Annotated in this window: 17 protein-coding genes; 6 read left to right on the forward strand and 11 right to left on the reverse strand. The window is 68.2% G+C overall.

Annotation, left to right across the window (positions count from 1 at the left end):
• Positions 1 to 112: 112 nt before the first annotated feature.
• The 3 genes from FXO19_RS07955 to FXO19_RS07965 all read right to left on the reverse strand — a co-directional run bounded on the left by FXO19_RS07955 (position 113) and on the right by FXO19_RS07965 (position 2,889).
• Positions 113 to 847, reverse strand: a complete 735-nt coding sequence (locus FXO19_RS07955; RefSeq protein WP_149194553.1) for a LytR/AlgR family response regulator transcription factor — start codon at positions 845 to 847, stop codon at positions 113 to 115.
• Positions 844 to 1,887, reverse strand: a complete 1,044-nt coding sequence (locus FXO19_RS07960; protein WP_149194554.1) for a sensor histidine kinase — start codon at positions 1,885 to 1,887, stop codon at positions 844 to 846. The genes FXO19_RS07955 and FXO19_RS07960 overlap by 4 nt, the downstream gene beginning before the upstream one ends.
• A 96-nt stretch (positions 1,888 to 1,983) precedes the next feature.
• Positions 1,984 to 2,889, reverse strand: coding sequence for an alpha/beta fold hydrolase (locus FXO19_RS07965; protein WP_149194555.1), 906 nt, complete (start codon positions 2,887 to 2,889; stop codon positions 1,984 to 1,986).
• Positions 2,890 to 3,135: 246 nt separating this feature from the next.
• Between FXO19_RS07965 and FXO19_RS07970 the strand changes: the two genes are divergently transcribed.
• Positions 3,136 to 3,966, forward strand: coding sequence for an N-acetylmuramoyl-L-alanine amidase (locus tag FXO19_RS07970; RefSeq protein ID WP_255516345.1), 831 nt, complete (start codon positions 3,136 to 3,138; stop codon positions 3,964 to 3,966).
• A 597-nt stretch (positions 3,967 to 4,563) separates the two neighbouring features.
• On the opposite strand, the gene FXO19_RS07975 is transcribed toward FXO19_RS07970, so the two are convergent.
• A complete protein-coding gene (locus FXO19_RS07975; RefSeq protein WP_425481455.1) occupies positions 4,564 to 5,001 on the reverse strand; it encodes a VOC family protein in 438 nt (145 codons plus the stop codon).
• A 307-nt stretch (positions 5,002 to 5,308) separates the two neighbouring features.
• A complete protein-coding gene (locus FXO19_RS07980; protein WP_149194556.1) occupies positions 5,309 to 6,880 on the reverse strand; it encodes an MFS transporter in 1,572 nt (523 codons plus the stop codon).
• Between the two features lie 376 nt (positions 6,881 to 7,256).
• Between FXO19_RS07980 and FXO19_RS07985 the strand changes: the two genes are divergently transcribed.
• Positions 7,257 to 8,108: an alpha/beta fold hydrolase gene (locus FXO19_RS07985; RefSeq protein WP_149194557.1), complete on the forward strand. Its 852-nt coding sequence runs from the start codon at positions 7,257 to 7,259 to the stop codon at positions 8,106 to 8,108.
• Positions 8,109 to 8,115: 7 nt separating this feature from the next.
• Here the strand turns inward: FXO19_RS07985 and FXO19_RS07990 are convergent, their stop codons facing one another.
• The gene (locus tag FXO19_RS07990) at positions 8,116 to 9,054 is read right to left on the reverse strand and encodes a LysR substrate-binding domain-containing protein (protein ID WP_149194558.1); all 939 of its coding nucleotides are present in this window, start codon (positions 9,052 to 9,054) and stop codon (positions 8,116 to 8,118) included.
• Positions 9,055 to 9,156: 102 nt separating this feature from the next.
• On the opposite strand from FXO19_RS07990, the gene FXO19_RS07995 reads away from it, so the two are divergent.
• From FXO19_RS07995 to FXO19_RS08005, 3 genes are all read left to right on the forward strand, one after another.
• Positions 9,157 to 10,266 carry a twin-arginine translocation signal domain-containing protein gene (locus tag FXO19_RS07995; RefSeq protein WP_149194559.1) on the forward strand — a complete coding sequence of 370 codons (1,110 nt, stop codon included), beginning with the start codon at positions 9,157 to 9,159 and terminating at the stop codon, positions 10,264 to 10,266.
• A gap of 112 nt (positions 10,267 to 10,378) precedes the next feature.
• Positions 10,379 to 10,990, forward strand: a complete 612-nt coding sequence (locus FXO19_RS08000; protein WP_187775689.1) for a DUF2242 domain-containing protein — start codon at positions 10,379 to 10,381, stop codon at positions 10,988 to 10,990.
• Between the two features lie 477 nt (positions 10,991 to 11,467).
• Positions 11,468 to 11,902: a sugar transporter gene (locus FXO19_RS08005; protein ID WP_149194561.1), complete on the forward strand. Its 435-nt coding sequence runs from the start codon at positions 11,468 to 11,470 to the stop codon at positions 11,900 to 11,902.
• A gap of 288 nt (positions 11,903 to 12,190) precedes the next feature.
• Here the strand turns inward: FXO19_RS08005 and FXO19_RS08010 are convergent, their stop codons facing one another.
• The 4 genes from FXO19_RS08010 to msrB form a co-directional block, all read right to left on the reverse strand.
• Positions 12,191 to 13,177 (reverse strand): S41 family peptidase, encoded by a 987-nt coding sequence (locus FXO19_RS08010; protein ID WP_149194562.1) that lies wholly within the window; start codon positions 13,175 to 13,177, stop codon positions 12,191 to 12,193.
• Positions 13,178 to 13,648 (reverse strand): MarR family winged helix-turn-helix transcriptional regulator, encoded by a 471-nt coding sequence (locus tag FXO19_RS08015; protein ID WP_149194563.1) that lies wholly within the window; start codon positions 13,646 to 13,648, stop codon positions 13,178 to 13,180.
• A 118-nt stretch (positions 13,649 to 13,766) separates the two neighbouring features.
• Positions 13,767 to 14,279 (reverse strand): peptide-methionine (S)-S-oxide reductase MsrA, encoded by a 513-nt coding sequence (msrA, locus tag FXO19_RS08020; RefSeq protein WP_149194564.1) that lies wholly within the window; start codon positions 14,277 to 14,279, stop codon positions 13,767 to 13,769.
• On the reverse strand, positions 14,276 to 14,725 hold the full coding sequence (msrB, locus tag FXO19_RS08025; RefSeq protein WP_149194565.1) for a peptide-methionine (R)-S-oxide reductase MsrB: 450 nt from the start codon (positions 14,723 to 14,725) through the stop codon (positions 14,276 to 14,278). The genes msrA and msrB overlap by 4 nt, the downstream gene beginning before the upstream one ends.
• 261 nt (positions 14,726 to 14,986) lie before the next feature.
• On the opposite strand from msrB, the gene FXO19_RS08030 reads away from it, so the two are divergent.
• On the forward strand, positions 14,987 to 15,364 hold the full coding sequence (locus tag FXO19_RS08030; RefSeq protein WP_255516346.1) for a DUF2277 domain-containing protein: 378 nt from the start codon (positions 14,987 to 14,989) through the stop codon (positions 15,362 to 15,364).
• Between the two features lie 244 nt (positions 15,365 to 15,608).
• Here FXO19_RS08030 and FXO19_RS08035 read toward each other — a convergent pair whose 3' ends face one another.
• Positions 15,609 to 16,577, reverse strand: a complete 969-nt coding sequence (locus tag FXO19_RS08035; protein WP_149194566.1) for a bifunctional helix-turn-helix transcriptional regulator/GNAT family N-acetyltransferase — start codon at positions 16,575 to 16,577, stop codon at positions 15,609 to 15,611.
• Positions 16,578 to 16,586: the final 9 nt, after the last annotated feature.

Consider the following 16,586-nt stretch of genomic DNA (forward strand, 5'->3'; position numbering starts at 1 on the left):
CGTCTGGCTGCTCGCGGCTTTGAGCCTGGCGATCTTCAACGTCGGCAGGCGCGTGGGCCGGATTGGAAGTGGCGATCGCGCTGTCGATCGATCAGCGCGGCCGAGCCGCATCTCATAGGGTCAGGCGCTCGCGCAGTTCCCGCGCCTGACGGCGTGACACCTCGACCGTGCTGCCGTCCTTCAGGGTCAGATCGTAGCCGTCGCCGACCGACAGTTCGACGTTCCTGACCATGCGCAGGTTCACCAGCGTATTGCGGTTGGCGCGGAAGAACAGCGCCGGATCCAGCCGCGCCTCCAGTGCGCTCAGGCTGCGTGGCAGCAATGCGGTCTCGCCGCGGAACCATACCCGGGCGTAGTTGCCGTCGACCACGATCCGGCTGATCTCGTGCAGCGCCACGAACCAGCAGCGTTCGCCGTCGCGCAGGAACACCTGGTCGTCATGGCTGAGCAGTCCGCGCGACGACGATTCCGGGGACTGCGCCGCTGTGCGCCTGGCGCAGGCCTTGGCGATCGCCGCGGCCAGCCGTTCCGGCACCACCGGCTTGACCAGATAGTCCAGCGCATTGGCCTCGAACGCGCGCACCGCGTACTGATCGTAGGCCGTGGTAAACACCACCAGCGGCGCAGCGTCCAGTCCGTCCAGCACGTCGAAGCCGGTGCCGGACGGCATCTGGATATCGAGCAGGACCAGGTCGGGCTTCAGCCGCGTGATTGCCTCGCGCGCCGCGGGCACGTCGTCGGCCTCGCCGACGCATTCGACCTTGGCCAGGTCGCCCAGCAGCGTGCGCAGCTCGTGCCGGGCGAGGCGGGTGTCGTCGACGATCAGCACGCGCAAGCGTTCGCTCATTGCGCGATTTCCAGCTGGGCCAATACGCGCGGGCCGTTCTGTCGCAGCTCGAAGCGGTTTCCGGGCTCGCGCGCCAGCCGTGCACGCAGGTAGGTCAGGCCGACGCCGGATTCCTGCTTGGACGCGTCCAGGCATCCGGGGTTGCTGACCTGGATCGCCAGCCTGTCGCCATCGCGCCAAGCCGCCACGGCCAGCTCGCCACCACCCGGGGTGCAGGCAATGCCGTGCTTGATCGCGTTCTCGACCAGTAGCTGCAGCAGCATCGGCGGCAGCTGCGCGTCCAGCGCGCCGGTAGCGATGTCGCGGTGCACGCGCAGGCGCTGCTCATAGTGGATGCTCTCGACCGCCAGGTAGTCTTCGATCACCGCCAATTCCTCGGCCAGCGACGCAGAGTCGCGCTGGCTGTGCTCCAGCGCGTGGCGGAGGATGTTGGACAACCGGGTCACCGCCTCACGTGCCCGCGCCGGCTCATCGTTGATCAGCGCACGCACATTGTTCAGCGCGTTGAAGACAAAGTGCGGGTTGAGCCGTGCACGCAACGCATCCAGTTCCAGCGCATTGCGCTGCGATTCGGCGCGCAGCCGCGCCAGTTCGCTCTGCCGGCGGTAGCGCGCCAAATGCCAGCCGCTCCACAATGCCAGCCACAGGCCGAGGATGAGCGCGACCTGGATCGAGTACATCAGCATCGCGCGCGCGCCGTAGCCGCCATCGTTCGGCATCGCGAACATGCCCAGCGCTGCCGCGCCAACCAGCACGCCACGCACGGCCAGCTGTAACGCGAACGAGCCGATCAACAGGCTCGCCGTCAGCCGCCCCAGCAGCGCGAGTGGGGCCAGCGCGAACCAACGCCCGCGCAAGGCCATCCCGCGGATTATCCAGGTGACCAGCCACAGCCCGGCACCGAGCGAGAACGCCAGCCAGTGCGTGATCGGCTGGATCGTCCCTCCGCCCATCAGCCAAAAACTGAGCAGGATGAAGCCGGCGTAGCCGGCGGCAGGCACCAGGTTCAGCAGGGCGAAGCGGACATCAGCGCGCGTCATCGAGGCATCCGGCTTGAACGGTGAGGGCTCATGCGCCTAGGTCCCGACGAGGCTCGGTGCGGCCTCGCCGGTCCGGGCAAAGCCGCGCCGCGGCGGTTATCGCGCGTTGGTGATGAACTCGCGCACCTGCGCCTGCAGCCACTGCGGATCATCCCACATCAGGAAATGATAGCCGTCGCGGCTCAGTTCGATGTGGACTCCCTGGAGGTTTGCGAATTGGTTGCGGACCATGCCGCGGCTCATCTCCTCGGTCACGCCGTAGTGGGCGTAACCGGCCCAGGACGACAGCACCAGGGTCGGCACCTTGATTGCGTCCAGCTGCTGGCGCAGGTCGGTGGTCATCAACTCGTACATCGCCTTGGCGCCGGTGGCGCGGTCACTGGCCCGGCCCCACTCGACGATGGTCTCGACCCGCTCCGGCGAGCGCGAGAACACCGACATCATCTGGCGGTACTGCGCCGAGTCGCGGTCGCCATGCAGCACGCTCTGACGCATCTGTTCGGCCACCGCCTTGCTGTTCTCCGGCGTAGCCTGCGGGTTTATTGCGGCCGGCATGAACGGTAGCGAGTCGACGATCACCAGGCGCTCGATCGCATCCGGCGCGGCGATCGCCATCTGCAAGGCGAGGAAGCCGCCCAGGCTGTGGCCGATCACCACCGGCTGGTCCAGGCCGCCCTCGCGCAGGTAGGCGAGCAGGCGATCGCGCATCTCCGGCAGAAACGCTTCGCTCTCGATCGGCTCCAGCCCGGCGAAACCCGGCAACTGGACGATATGGCACTGGACCCGGTCGGCCCGCAGCGCGGCGCAGGTTTCGGTCCAGGTGTCCGCGCCGCTGTTGAGGCCGGGAATCATCACCACCGGACGGCCCTCCCCGATGACTTCGATTTGCAGATCGCGGAAGCGCTCCGGCGCGGCCTGTGCGGACGCGGCAGCCGCCAGCGCGACCGCGGCCAGGGCCAGGCGAAACAGCGAACGGAGGCGGGGACGGCGAAAGACACTCATAGCGAACTCCGGCAGACGATTGGGGGCGCACAGGATCCGCATGCGTGCCGCCGCCGTGCGGAAATCATGAGCAGCGGCCGCAGCAAGCCGCGAACGGCGCCGGAGTGCGGTCGGCGGCGACCATCGAAGCCGGATGCTGCGCCAGTGTCGGATCACCCACTGCCGTCCTCCCGCGACGAAGCATCGGCTCGACCCGCGCGTGCGTTGCAGGCACAGTGCGTTGCTTCGAAGAACCGGGCCGATTCGATGCCATTCCTGCGCTCCCGACTGCTCGCCATGGCGGCCGCGCTGTTGCTGGCGGGCTGCGCGACCTCTCCGCTGCGAATCGATACCCGCCACCAGGCCGCCGTGCAGGCCAGTCGCGTGCAGTTCCTGGTGCTGCACTACACGGTGGCGGATTTCGACGAGTCGCTGCGGCTGTTGACCGGCACCGAGCCGGGCGTCTCCGCGCACTACCTGGTGCGCGACGATCCGGTCCGGGTCTACCGACTGGTCGAGGAGGGCCGGCTGGCGCGGCATGCCGGCGAAAGCTACTGGGCGGGCACGACACCGCTCAATGCATCGTCGGTGGGGATCGAGATCGTCAATCCCGGCTACACCGACACCCCGGCGGGGCGGGTGTACGCGCCATACCCGCAGGCGCAGATCGACACGGTGATCCGGCTGGCGCGGGAGATCGTGGCGCGGCACGGGATCCGCCCGGACCACGTGCTGGGCCATGCCGACGTGGCGCCCGGCCGCAAGCAGGATCCCGGCCCGCGGTTCCCGTGGCGACAGCTGGCCGACGCCGGCCTGATCCTCTGGCCGGATGCCACCCAGGTCGCCGAGCGGCTGGCCTTCCACCAGCGCAATCCGCTGCCCGCGATCGCCTGGTTCCAGGAGCGCCTGGCCGCCGTGGGCTATCGCGTCCCGCGCGGCGGCGAGCTCGACGACGCCACGCGGGACGTACTCAGCACGTTCCAGATGAAGTACCGGCCCACGGACATCGCCGGCGTTCCCGATGCGGAGACGGCGGCGCTGCTCGATGTTGTCTCCACGCCCGGCGGCATGCGCTCGCTGGCGCCGGCCGCGGAGTAAGCGGGGAACATGCCGGGGAACGGATGGCGCTTACCTAAAGTGCTTTTGCCTGGTTGCGTGGACACGGCAAGGCATCAGCCGGTCGGCTCCGGCACACCGCCGGAGATCCGTAGGAGCGCGCCCATGCGCGCGATGCCGCGGGCATTGAGCCGCCATGCGAGTCCGTCTACCGGCGCGCCTTCCGGTTCGCGGCGGGACCGCCGACAACCAGGATCGGAGACGTCGCCGGTATCGCGCGCATGGCGCGCTCCTACGAAGCGGCGGCACCAAACACGGGTCAAAGTCGACCTTCTTGTGAGTCTTGAGAACGGCAAAGTCCACGCTGACTCCGGTTTCAGAGATCCGTAGGAGCGCGCCATGCGCGCGATGCCGCGGGCATTGAGCCGCCACGCGGTTCCGTCTACCGGCGCGCCTTCCGGTTCGCGGCGGGACCGCCGCCGACCAGGACCGGAGACGTCGCCGGTATCGCGCGCATGGCGCGCTCCTACGAAGCGGCGGCGTCAAACAGGAGGCAGAGCCGACTTTCTTGCGGGTCCAAGGGAAGTCCACGTTGATCCCTGTTCCGGCCCCCGTTTCCAGGGGCCGGTGCTCGGAAGATCAGTCTGAAGGAATCGCCGACGGATCCATCCACATCGCCTCCCAGACGTGCCCATCTGGGTCGGCCAGGTTGCGGTTGTACATGAAGCCGAGGTCCTGGGCGGGATTGATGTCGGCGGTGCCGCCGTTTGCGGCGGCGGCTTGGTTGGCGGCATCGACCGCCTCGCGGTTGTCGAACGACAGCGCCAGCAGCACCTCGCTCGAAGTCGGCGGCGGGATCGGCCGGCTGGTGAACGTGCGCCACTTGTCGTGGGTGAGCAGCATGACGTTGATCGCCTCGCTCCAGACCATGCACGCCGCGGTCTCGTCGGTGAAGTGCGGGTTGTTCTCGAAACCGAGGGCCTTGTAGAAGGCCATCGACGCCGCGAGGTCCGTCACGGGCAGGTTCACGAAGATCATCTTGGGCATTGCGGGCTCCTTGTCGGGTTGGAGGGTCATGGGTGGGATCGTTTGGCGGGTTGGCGGGAATGCCGCCTGTTTGTGATGACGTCGAACGGCCGGGACCGGAATCGACACCGGGTGACCGTGCGCATGCCCGGGCCCTGGCCAGTCTGCCGGAGCCTGAGGTCAGGTCCACGTCCCCGATAGTGACGCCTGCCGTCAGACGTTGCTGTTCCGTGGATGCGGATTCGACTTGTCACAGGCGCCCGGTTCACGTCCGCGATACCAGCGCCGCGCAGCTCGCTACACCTCGACCAGGCGGCGTTTGCCCATTGTTCGATCTGTGTGCGCATCCGATTGTCGCTCACGACGCGGTTCCCTTCGACATGGCCGGGATATCAGGGCCAGGCTGCGGCTGCCGGTCGAGGAACAGCGCGGTCGCTGCCGCTGCGATCAGGGCGATCGCGGTGGACGCCAGGGCGGCTGCCTGGAAGGCTTCGACGAAAGCGCTGCGCGAGGCGTGGATCAAGGCGGCGCCGAGCGGCTCGTGCAGCGCCTCGGCCATCGAGAGCGCGCCTGCCAAGGTGCCGCGTGCGGCTTCAACGGCTTCCCCCGGCAGGTTGCCGCCAACAGCGCCGGTCATCGCGCCGCGATAGATCATGGTGACCATGCTGCCCAGCAGTGCAATGCCCAGGGCGCCCCCCAGTTCGCTGCTCATCTCCGAGATGCCCGCCGCCGCACCCGCCCGTTCGGGCGGGGCGGTGCTCACGATCAGGTCGGATGCGAGGGTGAATACCGGGGCCAGTGCGATGGAGAATAGAACGTACGCCGTGGCCACCACCGCCAGGTCGTGTTCTGTCCCGGTTTGCGTCAGCAGGCCAAAACCCATCGCGGCGACCACGAAGCAGATCGCGATGAGGCGGGGCGGTCTGACGTGGTTCACGATACGCGGCGTGAGCATCGCACCGGCGACGAACGCCACGCCCGACGGCGCCGACCACAACCCGGCCACGAGCGGCGAGAGGCCGATCACAAGCTGGAAATACTGGGCGATCAGCAGGAAGCTGCCGAACGCAACGAAGAAGCCGACGATGTTGATCGCCAGGGCTGCACTGAACGCCGGCGTCCGGAACAGGTCGAGATCGATGAAGGGCTCGGTCAGACGGCGCTGTCGACGCAAGAAAACGGCTCCGATCAGGAGGCTCGCGACGATCGATGTCGCCGCCGTCCAATCCGTACCGTGCTCGGCGATGCGCTTGATCCCGTAGATGAGGGTCAGGACCGCGGCGATGCAGAATGCGGCACTCGAGATGTCCGGCCGGCCAGCCTGCGGGTTTCGGAATTCCGGGAGCAGCCTGGGGCCGATGACGAGCAGCAACAGCATGACCGGGACGTTGATCAGGAATACCGAGCCCCACCAGAAGAACTGGAGCAGCACTCCGCCCACCAGCGGTCCGATCGTGCCTCCCGCGGAAAAGCTGGCGATCCAGACGCCGATCGCGAAGGTGCGCTGCTTCGGATCCAGGAACATGCAGCGAAGCAGCGACAAGGTCGAAGGGGCGAGCGTCGCCGCCGCCAGGCCGAGGAGCGCGCGCGCCGCGATCAGCGTTTCGACGCTGGGCGCGAACGCGGCCAGGACCGATGCGCAACCGAACGCCGCTGCGCCGATCATCAGGAGCCGCCGTCGACCGAAGCGATCGCCGAGCACGCCCATGGGTATCAGCGCGCCGGCGAGCACGAATCCGTAGATATCGACGATCCACAACAGCTCGGAGCCGGTCGGCTGCAGCGCTGCGCTGAGCTTCGGCACCGCAAGATTCAAGACGGTGAGGTCCATCGAGTAGAGCAGGCAGGGCAGTGCCAGCACGGCAAGTCCGAGCCATTCACGGCTGCTCGCTTTGGGGACTTCCGGGTCCTGGGTGTTCACGATCGTCATCATCATCTGCGGGTTGCCTTTGTCTTGATGACGAACGAGCCGCATCGGGATCGACAGGCAGTCTGCCGCCTGGTCGATCTCCCGCGCCCTTCGACGAGCCTCAACGGATGCCGGCGCCGGATGTCCTGGCGCATTGCTTCCGGCGATCGGCTTGGGCGAGGTGGCCGAGGCCGCAGCCTCGGGTTATAGGGTGAGCCTTGGCCCACCGCCTATCGCTGCTCACCCGACGACCGCGCCGTTTCACGTGGCATTGCCGCCTTGCGTCCGACGATGAAGTCGGGTCACGCACATGGATCGCAGGATCGCCCCAGGGCGGGCGCAGGCACGCCTCGCGTCTGCCGCGGGTCATTCGAAGGCATCGAAGGAGTCCGTTGCAATGACAAGGCCGGAACTGGCGAAGTTCGGGATCGAAGGCGTCGAAATGGCGGTTCGCCTGGCGGGCGACCGGGAGCAGCCGGCGCTGCTCCTGCTCCACGGGTTTCCGAGTTCCTCGGAATCGTTCCGGAACGTCATCGGGCCGCTCGCGCAGGACTGCTTCGTGATCGCCCCGGACCTGCCGGGATTCGGCGCTTCCGAGCCGATCGAGCCGCCGACGTTCTCGCGCTTCGCCGATGTGATCGAGGGGTTGTTGACGCAGCTCGGCGTCGAATCCTTCCATCTCTATCTTCACGATTTCGGCGCGGTGGTGGGCTTGTACCTGGCCACGCGCGCGCCGCGGCGGATCCGCAGCCTCATCGTCCAGAACGCCAATGCCCATGAGAGCGGAATGGGGCCGGGGTGGGCGGCCACCCGGGCCTACTGGGCCGACCCCAACCCGAAGCACGAGGCCGAGGCGACCGCCCATCTGAACTTTGAAGGGGTCCGCTACCAGTACGTGGGCGACGTGCCGCCGGACATCGCCGCGCGTCTCGATTCCCGGCTGTGGGAGGAGGACTGGCGGATCATGTCGCTTCCCGGCCGGATCGACATGCACCGTGCGCTGGTGCTCGACTACCGCAACCATGCCGCGCGATTCGGAGAAATCGCCGACTACCTCGATCGCCGGCAACCGCCGGCGCTGATGCTGTGGGGGCGGCACGATGTCTTCTTCGACCTCGACGAAACCCTCTCCTGGATGCGGGCGCTGCCGCGCATGGAAGCGCACATCCTCGACGGCCCGCATTTCCTGCTGGAGACCCATGCGGACGAATGCGCCGCGTTGATCGGCGCGTTCGTCCGGCGGCTCTGAGCGATGCTCATGGTTCCATGATCCGCGCCCTGCGGGTGAAGGCGCGGGCGGCGTCGAGGTCGCGTTCCACCTCGTCGCACAGCCAGTCGCGGAACCTGGCGACCTTCCCGCTGTGCTGTCGAGCGACGGGGAAGGTAAACCAGAACGATCTGCCGTCGCCGGCGACGAAATCGTGCGCCGGCACCAGCCGGCCGGCCTTGATCTCACTCTGGAACAGGATGGGCGACCCGATCGCGACGCCGTGACCGGCCGCCGCCGCGGCGATATCGAGATACTCGGCCGACAAGCGGGTGCCGAAGCTGCCAGGCAATGCGACATCGCTGAAGCCCAGCGCGCGGTACCAGAGCGTCCACCAGTCGTCGCGGCCCAGCAGCGGAACGTCCAGTGGGCGACGTGGATCGGCGATGCCCGCTACCGCCGCCTTCAGGCCGGGTGCGCACAGCGGCATGAAGATACTGGGGAACAGCTCGATCGCGCGCAGTCCGGGCCAGTTGCCGTATCCATTGCGAATGGCCGCGTCGAAACGGCCCGCGCCCAGGTCCTGGGCCTCCGGCGACAGGTCGATGTCGAGCACGATCTCCGGGTGCTTCAGGCGAAATCTGCCAAGTTTCGGCGTGAGCCAGCTCGTGCCGAGGGTCGGCAGCGTCGTCAATGAAAGCCGGGCCTCGTCCGCGTCGGCGGCCTTGATAAAGCTGGCGCGCAGGGCGGCAAAGGCGTTCGTGGCCTCCCGCGCGACGAGTCTGCCCGGGTCGGTGAGCTCGACGTGCTGGGCATGGCGCAAGAACAGGCGCACGCCGATCTGTTCCTCCAGGCGCCGCACGTGATAGCTCACCGAGGCCGCTGTGGTATCGAGCTCCTGCGCCGCCTTGGCGAAGCTGCCGAGGCGAGCCGCGACTTCGAAGGCCCGGATTGACACAAGGGACGGAAGCGGGCGCTTGCTGACCATAAGTCTGACTTAGCCTGAGGGCTGGGATTCGAATGGTCAACGACCCCCGGGTCCACCACCATCCGGGCAGGTTTTCCCGCAACCACATCAAGGACACCGCCCATGAATCGGCACCTGCCTCCCCCTTACTCGCGGCGTGATTTCATCAAGATGCTGACGGTAGCGGGCGGCGGAGCCGCCCTTGGCCTGCCTGCACTGGCCGCGGCGCGATCCGGTCGCCACGGCATGGCTGGTGGCGCGGCCGGCCGAGGCGCCGCGCGCGACTGGAACTGGCTGGTCGGCAGCTGGGACGTGTGGCACCGCCGCTTGAAGGAGCGCCTGGTCGGCGACACGCGCTGGGAAGAGTTCCCGGGCAGGAGCGTGCTATGGCTCGCCATGGACGGCCTGGGTACGATCGACGACAACGTGGTCGACCTGCCTGGTGGTTCCTATCGCGGACTGACCCTGCGCGCGTTCGATCCGGGCACGGGTCAATGGTCGATCTGGTGGCTCGACGGACGTCATCCGACCCGTATCGATCCGCCGGTCGTCGGCGGCTTCGAAGGCGACGTCGGCACCTTTTTCGGCCGGGACACGTTCAAGGGCCGGCCGATCACGATGCGGTTCCGGTGGCAGGACATCCACGGTGTGCGGCCATGGTGGGAGCAGGCGTTCTCCGACGACGGTGGTGCGAGCTGGGAAATCAACTGGCGAAACTATTTCACGCGCACGGACGCCGCGCCGACGCCGCTGCCGTTGCTGGCCGACGCGCCGTCCGACTTCGATTTCCTGGTCGGGAGCTGGGACGTGCGGCACCGGCGCCTCAGGCGACGGCTGGTCGGCAGCAACGACTGGGACACGTTCGACGGCACACTGGTCAACTGGCCGGTGCTCGGCGGGAAAGGCAATGTCGGCGATAACGTCATGAATCTGCCCAGCGGGACGATCCGGGGGATCGGGCTTCGCTCCTTCGATCCCGGCACCAGGCTGTGGTCGAGCTGGTGGCTGGACAGCCGCACGCCGTCGACCATCGCGCCGCCGACGCGCGGCGGGTTCGCCGACGGCGTCGGCACCTTCATCGGCGACGACACGCTCGACGGCCGGCCGATCAAAACACGCGTGGTCTGGTCGCACATCACCGCGCGCTCGGCGCGTTGGGAACAATCCTCATCGGCGGATGGCGGCGCGACCTGGGAGCCCAACTGGATCAGCGAGCTGGCGAGGAAAACTTAAGGCTGCGGGAAAATTAGGGATAGAGGACGACCTGCCGCGCAACAGCACGTTCAGTCGGCTTGCACGCCGTCGCCGGTACACTCGGTGTCCCCCGAGATCGCGCGTTCCTTCCATGCCCTCCGCCAAGCGATTTCATCGACCCATCGCGCTCGCCGTCGTGCTGGCGACGTCGTTGGCTGCCTGCAGCTCGAACCGCAGCAAGTCGCAGGCGCCGCCCCTGGGCGAGGTGTTCGGCGCCGAGGACACGTATTCACGCAGCTACCCGGTGGCGCCGGCCGTTGCCTGCGAAGCCGCGCGCCGCGCGTTGCTCGGGCAAGGCTACTTGATCGGCCGGATTGCACCGGAGACGGTGGAGGCCACCAAGAACTTCCAGCCCGAGTCCGACATCCACACCCAGCTTGCCGTCCGCACCACCTGCGTGCCGAAGGCGGACGGTGGCTCGATCGTGTTCATCAACGCGGTGCAGGAGCGCTACGCGCTCAAGGCCCAATCCAGTTCGGCCAGCGTCGGCGTCAGCATGATCGGCTCTGTGTCGCTGCCGATCCCCATCGGCGGCAGCAACGCCAACCTCGTGCGGGTCGGCAGCAACACGGTACAGAACCAGGCGTTCTACAGCAGCCTGTTCGACCGCGTGAACTTCTATCTGCCCGGCACCCCGACCGACACGCCGCCTCCGCCGGAGCCGGACACTCCGCCCGATCCGGTCATAGGGGAACAGGAGTGAGGAAAGCAGGTCGAGAGAAAGGGTGATCGAGGCATCGGTGCCCACTGCGCCAGCGCGCGATGATTCGTGAGAGTCGAGACGGGACAACGTATAGGGGCCTGCAGGGCGGAATACGCAGCGACGGGTCGCTCGTGTGCCCGACCACGTCCACATAGGCAATGGCGCCAGGCACAAATGGCGCTTACTTAGGCATCGTCATTCCCGCGAAGGCGGGAATCCATGGACGTCAAGCCAACGAAAATCAACGGCCTTGAATTCCCGCCTTCGCGGGAATGACAGGCTAGATGTTTCTGGTCGAGTAAGTGCCATTCGTGCCGGGGCGATTTTCAGACGGGATTCCAGGGGACGTCGTCCATGCCTTCTGCGGCAGGAAGCCTTGGTTACCAGGAGGCACTACGGGTGTGATCCACACGCCGGCGTCGCAGCCGCTGCGTTACGGTCGGACAGAAAAACGTCCCTGACCGCAAGGAGTCGTCGATGCCGGCCACTGCCGAATCCGGGGTGCCGCTGCGCCACCACGTTATCGCGGTACTGGCGGCGGCGTGGAACCTGCTCGGGGTGACGCTGTTCGTGGTGCGGATCGCGATGACGCCGGAGCTGGCCGCGCAGGTCGGCGGCGCCGCGGCGGCGGCGGCCGAAATGCCGGCGTGGATCGACCTGGCGTTCGGGGTCGCGGTGGTCACCGGGCTGTCCGGCGCGATCGCCTTGCTGGTGCGCCGACGCTGGGCGGCGCCGATGCTGCTGGTGTCGCTGGGCGCCGCGGCCGTGCAGGCCACCGCCGTACCGGCCGTCCTGGCCATGCGCGATGCGCTGCATGCGTCGGCGCTGGCGGTGCCGGTGGCCCTGCTGCTGGTCGCGCTGGCGCTGTGGTCGTACGCGCGCAGCGTCCGCACGCGCGGATGGTTGCGCTAGCTGGCGGAAGGCCGAATAGCCAGGTTCACTCCCCGACCAGAGGTTCGAGCACGTGCGGGACGGCGTGATGCTCGTGGGCGATCAGCCAGCGGCCGCCCACCTTCGTCAGTCCCAAGGCCAGGCGGCAGACCGGGCGCGCGTGTTTCCATCCAGGAATCGTCGCGAACGGCTTCCGGTGCGCAGCGCTGTTCGCATTCCGCGCCACTCCCGCCAGGTTCGATTGCGGCGGCGGCCGGCGCGCCGGCCGCACGGTCCGGAGCACATCTGGCGAGGCCCGCGGTCGCGCCGCTACTCGCGCGCGCGCGCCAGCGCTTCCTGCGCCATCGCCACGGCGGTCTCCAGCGCCGCCTCGGCCGGCACGGCGACGTCCGGTTTCACGCCAACCGTCTGCCAGTTGGCGTTGGTGAGCGGGTTGACCGAGCGCTCGGTCTCCAGCCACAGCATCAGGCCACGGCCGACGCTGCGGTACTCGAACGGGTTGGCGCCGCCGCCCGATGCCTCGCCGACGACGGTCACTCGGCCAAGCGCCTGCAGGTCGTAGGTGAACGCTTCCGCCGCGGAAAAGGTGCGCGGCGAGGTGAGCACGTAGACCGGCTTGTCCGCTCCGTAGCGCGGACCGGGCACGTAGGGGTGGGTGTGCTGTCGGGTCGTCTCGCCGGTCTTGCGTGCGTAGACCCCGCTCAGGGGGTGATGGCCGCCGTCGAACAGGTAGGAGCTGAGCAGGTTGGCCATTTCGCCGTGCCCGCCGCCGTTGGCGCGCAGGTCGATCACCAGAGCGTCGGTGTGCGCCAGGAACCGCATCGAGGCCACCGCGGTGTCGCCACCCATGTCGACCGGGGCGAACACGCTCAGCTCGAGCAGGCCGATGTTGTGGTCCAGCCGCTCGACCTTGCGGAACCCGAAGTTCAGCTGCGGCCCGTAGTAGCGTTCGCGCTCGCGGCGGTCGAAGTCGGCATCCGCGTCCGCGTCCTCGCCGGCCGCGGCGGGCTTGCGGTCGACCTCGACGTACAGATGTCCCGGCCCGGAGATGCCGCGGATGGTGGCGGTCAGCGCGGCGGCCAGGGCCTCGTCGGAGGATGCCGCGTAGGTACCGGCCGCCAGCTCCCGGCGCAGCGCGCCGGCGATGGTGCGGCCCAGATCGGGGTCGACGTATTCGTCCTCGATCAGTTGTGCCACCCGTTCGACGATGGCGGCATTGCCCTCGCGTACCCGGGCGTCGGCGACGATCGACGCGCCCAGCAGGGCCGCCGCGATCAGGAAGCGATGCAGTGCCATTTACTTGTTTCCTTGCCTGGACAGAGCCTTTTGGATCCGGTCTTCGAAGGGGCGCTGCTCCAGCGCGGCGATGGCGGCGCCGGCGACGTCGGCGAGCGAGGCGCCGATGTCCTCGTCCAGCGTGGCGGCGGCCCGTGCGGTGGCGCGCCAGTGCCGGGTCAGCAGCGGCAGCGCCTGGAGCAGGGCCGGGGACATCGAGATCCGCTTCGAACGTGCATCGGCGCCGGGCTCGGTGCATACCCAGCCGGCCCGCGCCATCTGCGCCACGGTCTGGCTGAGCGCGGAGTGGCTGAGCCCGGCCGCCTCGGCCAGGGCGCGGATGGTCAGCGGCCCGTGTGCCTGGAGCGCGCGGACGACCGGGGTATAGCGCGGGCGGTAGCCGGGCAGCCCAGCGGCGGTGTAACTGTGCTCGACGCCGCCGTCGAGCAGCTGCAGCAGATGGCGCAGGCGGGTGCCCAGGGTGGCGTTCATAGAGCCTCAACAGCGCTTATATATAAGCACTGTCACAAATTCCCCGGCGCGGGTCAAGAGGCGCCTCGCGACCCACACGGCGATGTCGCGCCGGAAGCGATGGCGCGCGCGTGCGCGGTTACTCCGTCGCCGCGCCCCGGCGCGGCAGCACCCATCCGGGCCGGACGAAATGACAGGTGTAGCCGTCCGGGTAGCGTTCCAGGTAGTCCTGGTGCTCCGGCTCGGCTTCCCAGAACGGGCCCGCCGGCGCGACTTCGGTGACCACCGTGCCGGGCCACAAGCCGGAGGCGTTGACGTCGGCGATGGTGTCCTCGGCGACGGCCTTCTGCGCGTCGTCCACGTAGAAGATCGCCGACCGGTAGCTCGGGCCGAGATCGTTGCCCTGGCGATCGGGCGTGGTGGGGTCATGGATCTGGAAGAAGAACTCCAGCAGGGCGCGGTAGCTCGTCTTCGCCGGGTCGTAGGTGATCTCGATCGCCTCGGCATGGGTGCCGTGGTTGCGATAGGTGGCGTTTTCGACGTCGCCGCCGGTATAGCCCACGCGCGTGGAGACCACGCCCGGCAGCCGGCGGATCAGGTCCTGCATGCCCCAGAAGCAGCCGCCGGCAAGCACGGCGCGTTCGGTCGTCATCGGATGTCCTCCACCTGGTCGAGGTAGGCGCCGTAGCCTTCCGCCTCCATGCGCTCGCGCGGCACGAAGCGCAGCGAGGCCGAGTTGATGCAGTAGCGCAGGCCGCCGCGGTCGGGCGGGCCGTCCGGGAACACGTGGCCGAGATGGCTGTCGCCGTGCGCGGAACGCACCTCGACGCGCTTCATCCCGAGGCTGTCGTCGCCGAGTTCGTTGACGTTGGCCGGTTCGATCGGCTTGGTGAAGCTGGGCCAGCCGCATCCCGATTCGTACTTGTCCGAGGAGGCGAACAACGGCTCGCCCGAGACGATGTCGACGTAGATGCCCGGGGCCTTGTTGTCGAGGTGTTCGCCGGTGCCGGGCCGCTCGGTGCCGTTCTGCTGGGTCACGCGGAACTGCTCGGGGGTCAGCCGGGCGATGGCTTCCTCGGTCTTCCTGTAGTTGGCCATGTTCATGCTCCGTCGCAGTACGGGGATGGCGGCCCGAAAGCGGCGCCGTTCCATACAGATGCGCGCGCTGGGCGGGGTTTTCAATCCACCCCGGGGCCAGGCCGCCGTGACCGGAAGAGGAAAGATGTCGCGGCCTTGCGGTGAGCCGAGGCCCGCCGCCACACCCGGGCGACGATCCGCGATGGCTATACCGTGGGCCGGGGGCCAACTATACGATGGGCCTTGGGCCCGTATGGTTGCGTTGACGGTGTGTCGCGCGTCGTGTCGATCGCGCCATGCCTCATCCGTCGCATTGATAACCCAGACACGCTGGAGGATCCCATGTGCCGGAACATCCGCACGCTGTACAACTTCGAACCGCCCGCCACCCAGGACGAGATCCGCGCATCCGCGCTGCAGTTCGTGCGCAAGCTGAGTGGTTTCAATACTCCGTCCAAGGCCAACGAAGCCGCGTTCGAGCATGCCGTCGCACAGGTGACCGATGCGGCGCGAACGTTGATCGATTCGCTCACCACCGTGGTGCCGCCAAAGAACCGCGAAGTCGAGCGCGCAAAGGCGGCGGCATCGTCCGCCAAACGCTTCGGGGGGCGTGACGGCCATGCGGTGGGCAAAGGCCCACCCGATAGCCAACCCCGATAGGGCGGGCCCTGGGCCCACCGCACCACCCCGGCGGCGACCCGGACGGCCACGCGATGGGCTGGAGCCCGCTCCTTCGGCCGTTTCGTCGCATGGCGGTTGATCGGCGGCCTCCCGCGCGACAGGCTGCATCCTGGCCGCAACAGGGGAGGATCATGAAGACAATCGCGCTGCTTCTCGCATCGGTTTCCATCGCCTCGAGTAGCGCATAACGCCGATGGGCGGACCTGCCGCCCACCACGCTGCGCTACGCGCCGCCGTTCCGCTGCTCGCGGTAGATCATGTAGACGTCCGCACGCTGGTAATGCGTGCCGGGTTTCACCCCCGGCTGCAGCACGAAGCCCGCGCTTTCGTAGAGCCGCAGCGCCGGCTGCAGGCGCTTCTGCGATTCCAGGAACAGCTCGCGGCCGCCCAGCCGTTGGAACTCGGTAATCGCGGCCTGCATCAGCTTGCGGCCGATGCCCAGGCCCTGGTGGCGCTCGGTGACGGCCATCTTGGTGAGCTCGTACACGCCGGGCGCATCCACCATCAGCGCGCAGGTGCCGACCGCCTCGTCGCCGACCAGGGCGATCAGGATCGCGCCGCCCGGCTCGAGGACGTGTTTCTCCGGCTCCGACAGCACGGCGTGGTCGATCGGCTCGATCCGGTAGTACTTCGCCAGCCACTCGGCGTTGATCCGGTAGAAGTCTCCGCGCCATTCCGGCGCGAACGGCACGATGCGCACCTGGGCGGCCTGTCGCTGGCGCAGCCGCTGGGCGATTTCGGCCGGCAGCGGTTGTTCGTCCAGGCTGGTCTCATACCGCGACAGTGCGTCGAGCAGGTCCACGCCGATGTCCATGATCCGGTGCTCCACGGTGTCGCGCATGGCCTGCCACAGCGGTCGCGCGGCCTTGAGTTCGGCTTCGCAGCGTTCGGTGAGCGCCAGCACCCGCTGTCGGCGGTCGCTGGGAGCGGGCTCGCGCTGCAGCAGGCCGGCCCGGGTGAGCTTGGTGGCCAGCTGGCTGACGGCGGAATGGGTCAGGCCGATCTCCCGGGCGATCTCGCCCACGCTCAGCGGCCCACGCTCCTGCAACAGCCGCAGCACCGGGAACCAGCGCGCCTGCAGGCCGATGCCGTGCTCCTGGTAGACCTGATCGATCAGGTCGTAGCTGCGCTCGCTGATGACCTTCAGGCGACTGGCGAGGGCGAGGGTGCCCTGGACCGAGAGGAAGCTCATGGCGATGTC

This window comes from Luteimonas suaedae, from assembly GCF_008312895.1.
In the GTDB taxonomy this organism is placed as follows: domain Bacteria; phylum Pseudomonadota; class Gammaproteobacteria; order Xanthomonadales; family Xanthomonadaceae; genus Luteimonas; species Luteimonas suaedae.

Coding starts and splice junctions, on each gene's coding strand:
- FXO19_RS07955 (WP_149194553.1), bottom strand. CDS start 847: ATGAGCGAACGCTTGCGCGTGCTGATCGTCGACGACACCCGCCTCGCC.
- FXO19_RS07960 (WP_149194554.1), bottom strand. CDS start 1,887: ATGACGCGCGCTGATGTCCGCTTCGCCCTGCTGAACCTGGTGCCTGCC.
- FXO19_RS07965 (WP_149194555.1), bottom strand. CDS start 2,889: ATGAGTGTCTTTCGCCGTCCCCGCCTCCGTTCGCTGTTTCGCCTGGCC.
- FXO19_RS07970 (WP_255516345.1), top strand. CDS start 3,136: ATGCCATTCCTGCGCTCCCGACTGCTCGCCATGGCGGCCGCGCTGTTG.
- FXO19_RS07975 (WP_425481455.1), bottom strand. CDS start 5,001: ATGACCCTCCAACCCGACAAGGAGCCCGCAATGCCCAAGATGATCTTC.
- FXO19_RS07980 (WP_149194556.1), bottom strand. CDS start 6,880: ATGACGATCGTGAACACCCAGGACCCGGAAGTCCCCAAAGCGAGCAGC.
- FXO19_RS07985 (WP_149194557.1), top strand. CDS start 7,257: ATGACAAGGCCGGAACTGGCGAAGTTCGGGATCGAAGGCGTCGAAATG.
- FXO19_RS07990 (WP_149194558.1), bottom strand. CDS start 9,054: ATGGTCAGCAAGCGCCCGCTTCCGTCCCTTGTGTCAATCCGGGCCTTC.
- FXO19_RS07995 (WP_149194559.1), top strand. CDS start 9,157: ATGAATCGGCACCTGCCTCCCCCTTACTCGCGGCGTGATTTCATCAAG.
- FXO19_RS08000 (WP_187775689.1), top strand. CDS start 10,379: ATGCCCTCCGCCAAGCGATTTCATCGACCCATCGCGCTCGCCGTCGTG.
- FXO19_RS08005 (WP_149194561.1), top strand. CDS start 11,468: ATGCCGGCCACTGCCGAATCCGGGGTGCCGCTGCGCCACCACGTTATC.
- FXO19_RS08010 (WP_149194562.1), bottom strand. CDS start 13,177: ATGGCACTGCATCGCTTCCTGATCGCGGCGGCCCTGCTGGGCGCGTCG.
- FXO19_RS08015 (WP_149194563.1), bottom strand. CDS start 13,648: ATGAACGCCACCCTGGGCACCCGCCTGCGCCATCTGCTGCAGCTGCTC.
- msrA (WP_149194564.1), bottom strand. CDS start 14,279: ATGACGACCGAACGCGCCGTGCTTGCCGGCGGCTGCTTCTGGGGCATG.
- msrB (WP_149194565.1), bottom strand. CDS start 14,725: ATGGCCAACTACAGGAAGACCGAGGAAGCCATCGCCCGGCTGACCCCC.
- FXO19_RS08035 (WP_149194566.1), bottom strand. CDS start 16,577: ATGAGCTTCCTCTCGGTCCAGGGCACCCTCGCCCTCGCCAGTCGCCTG.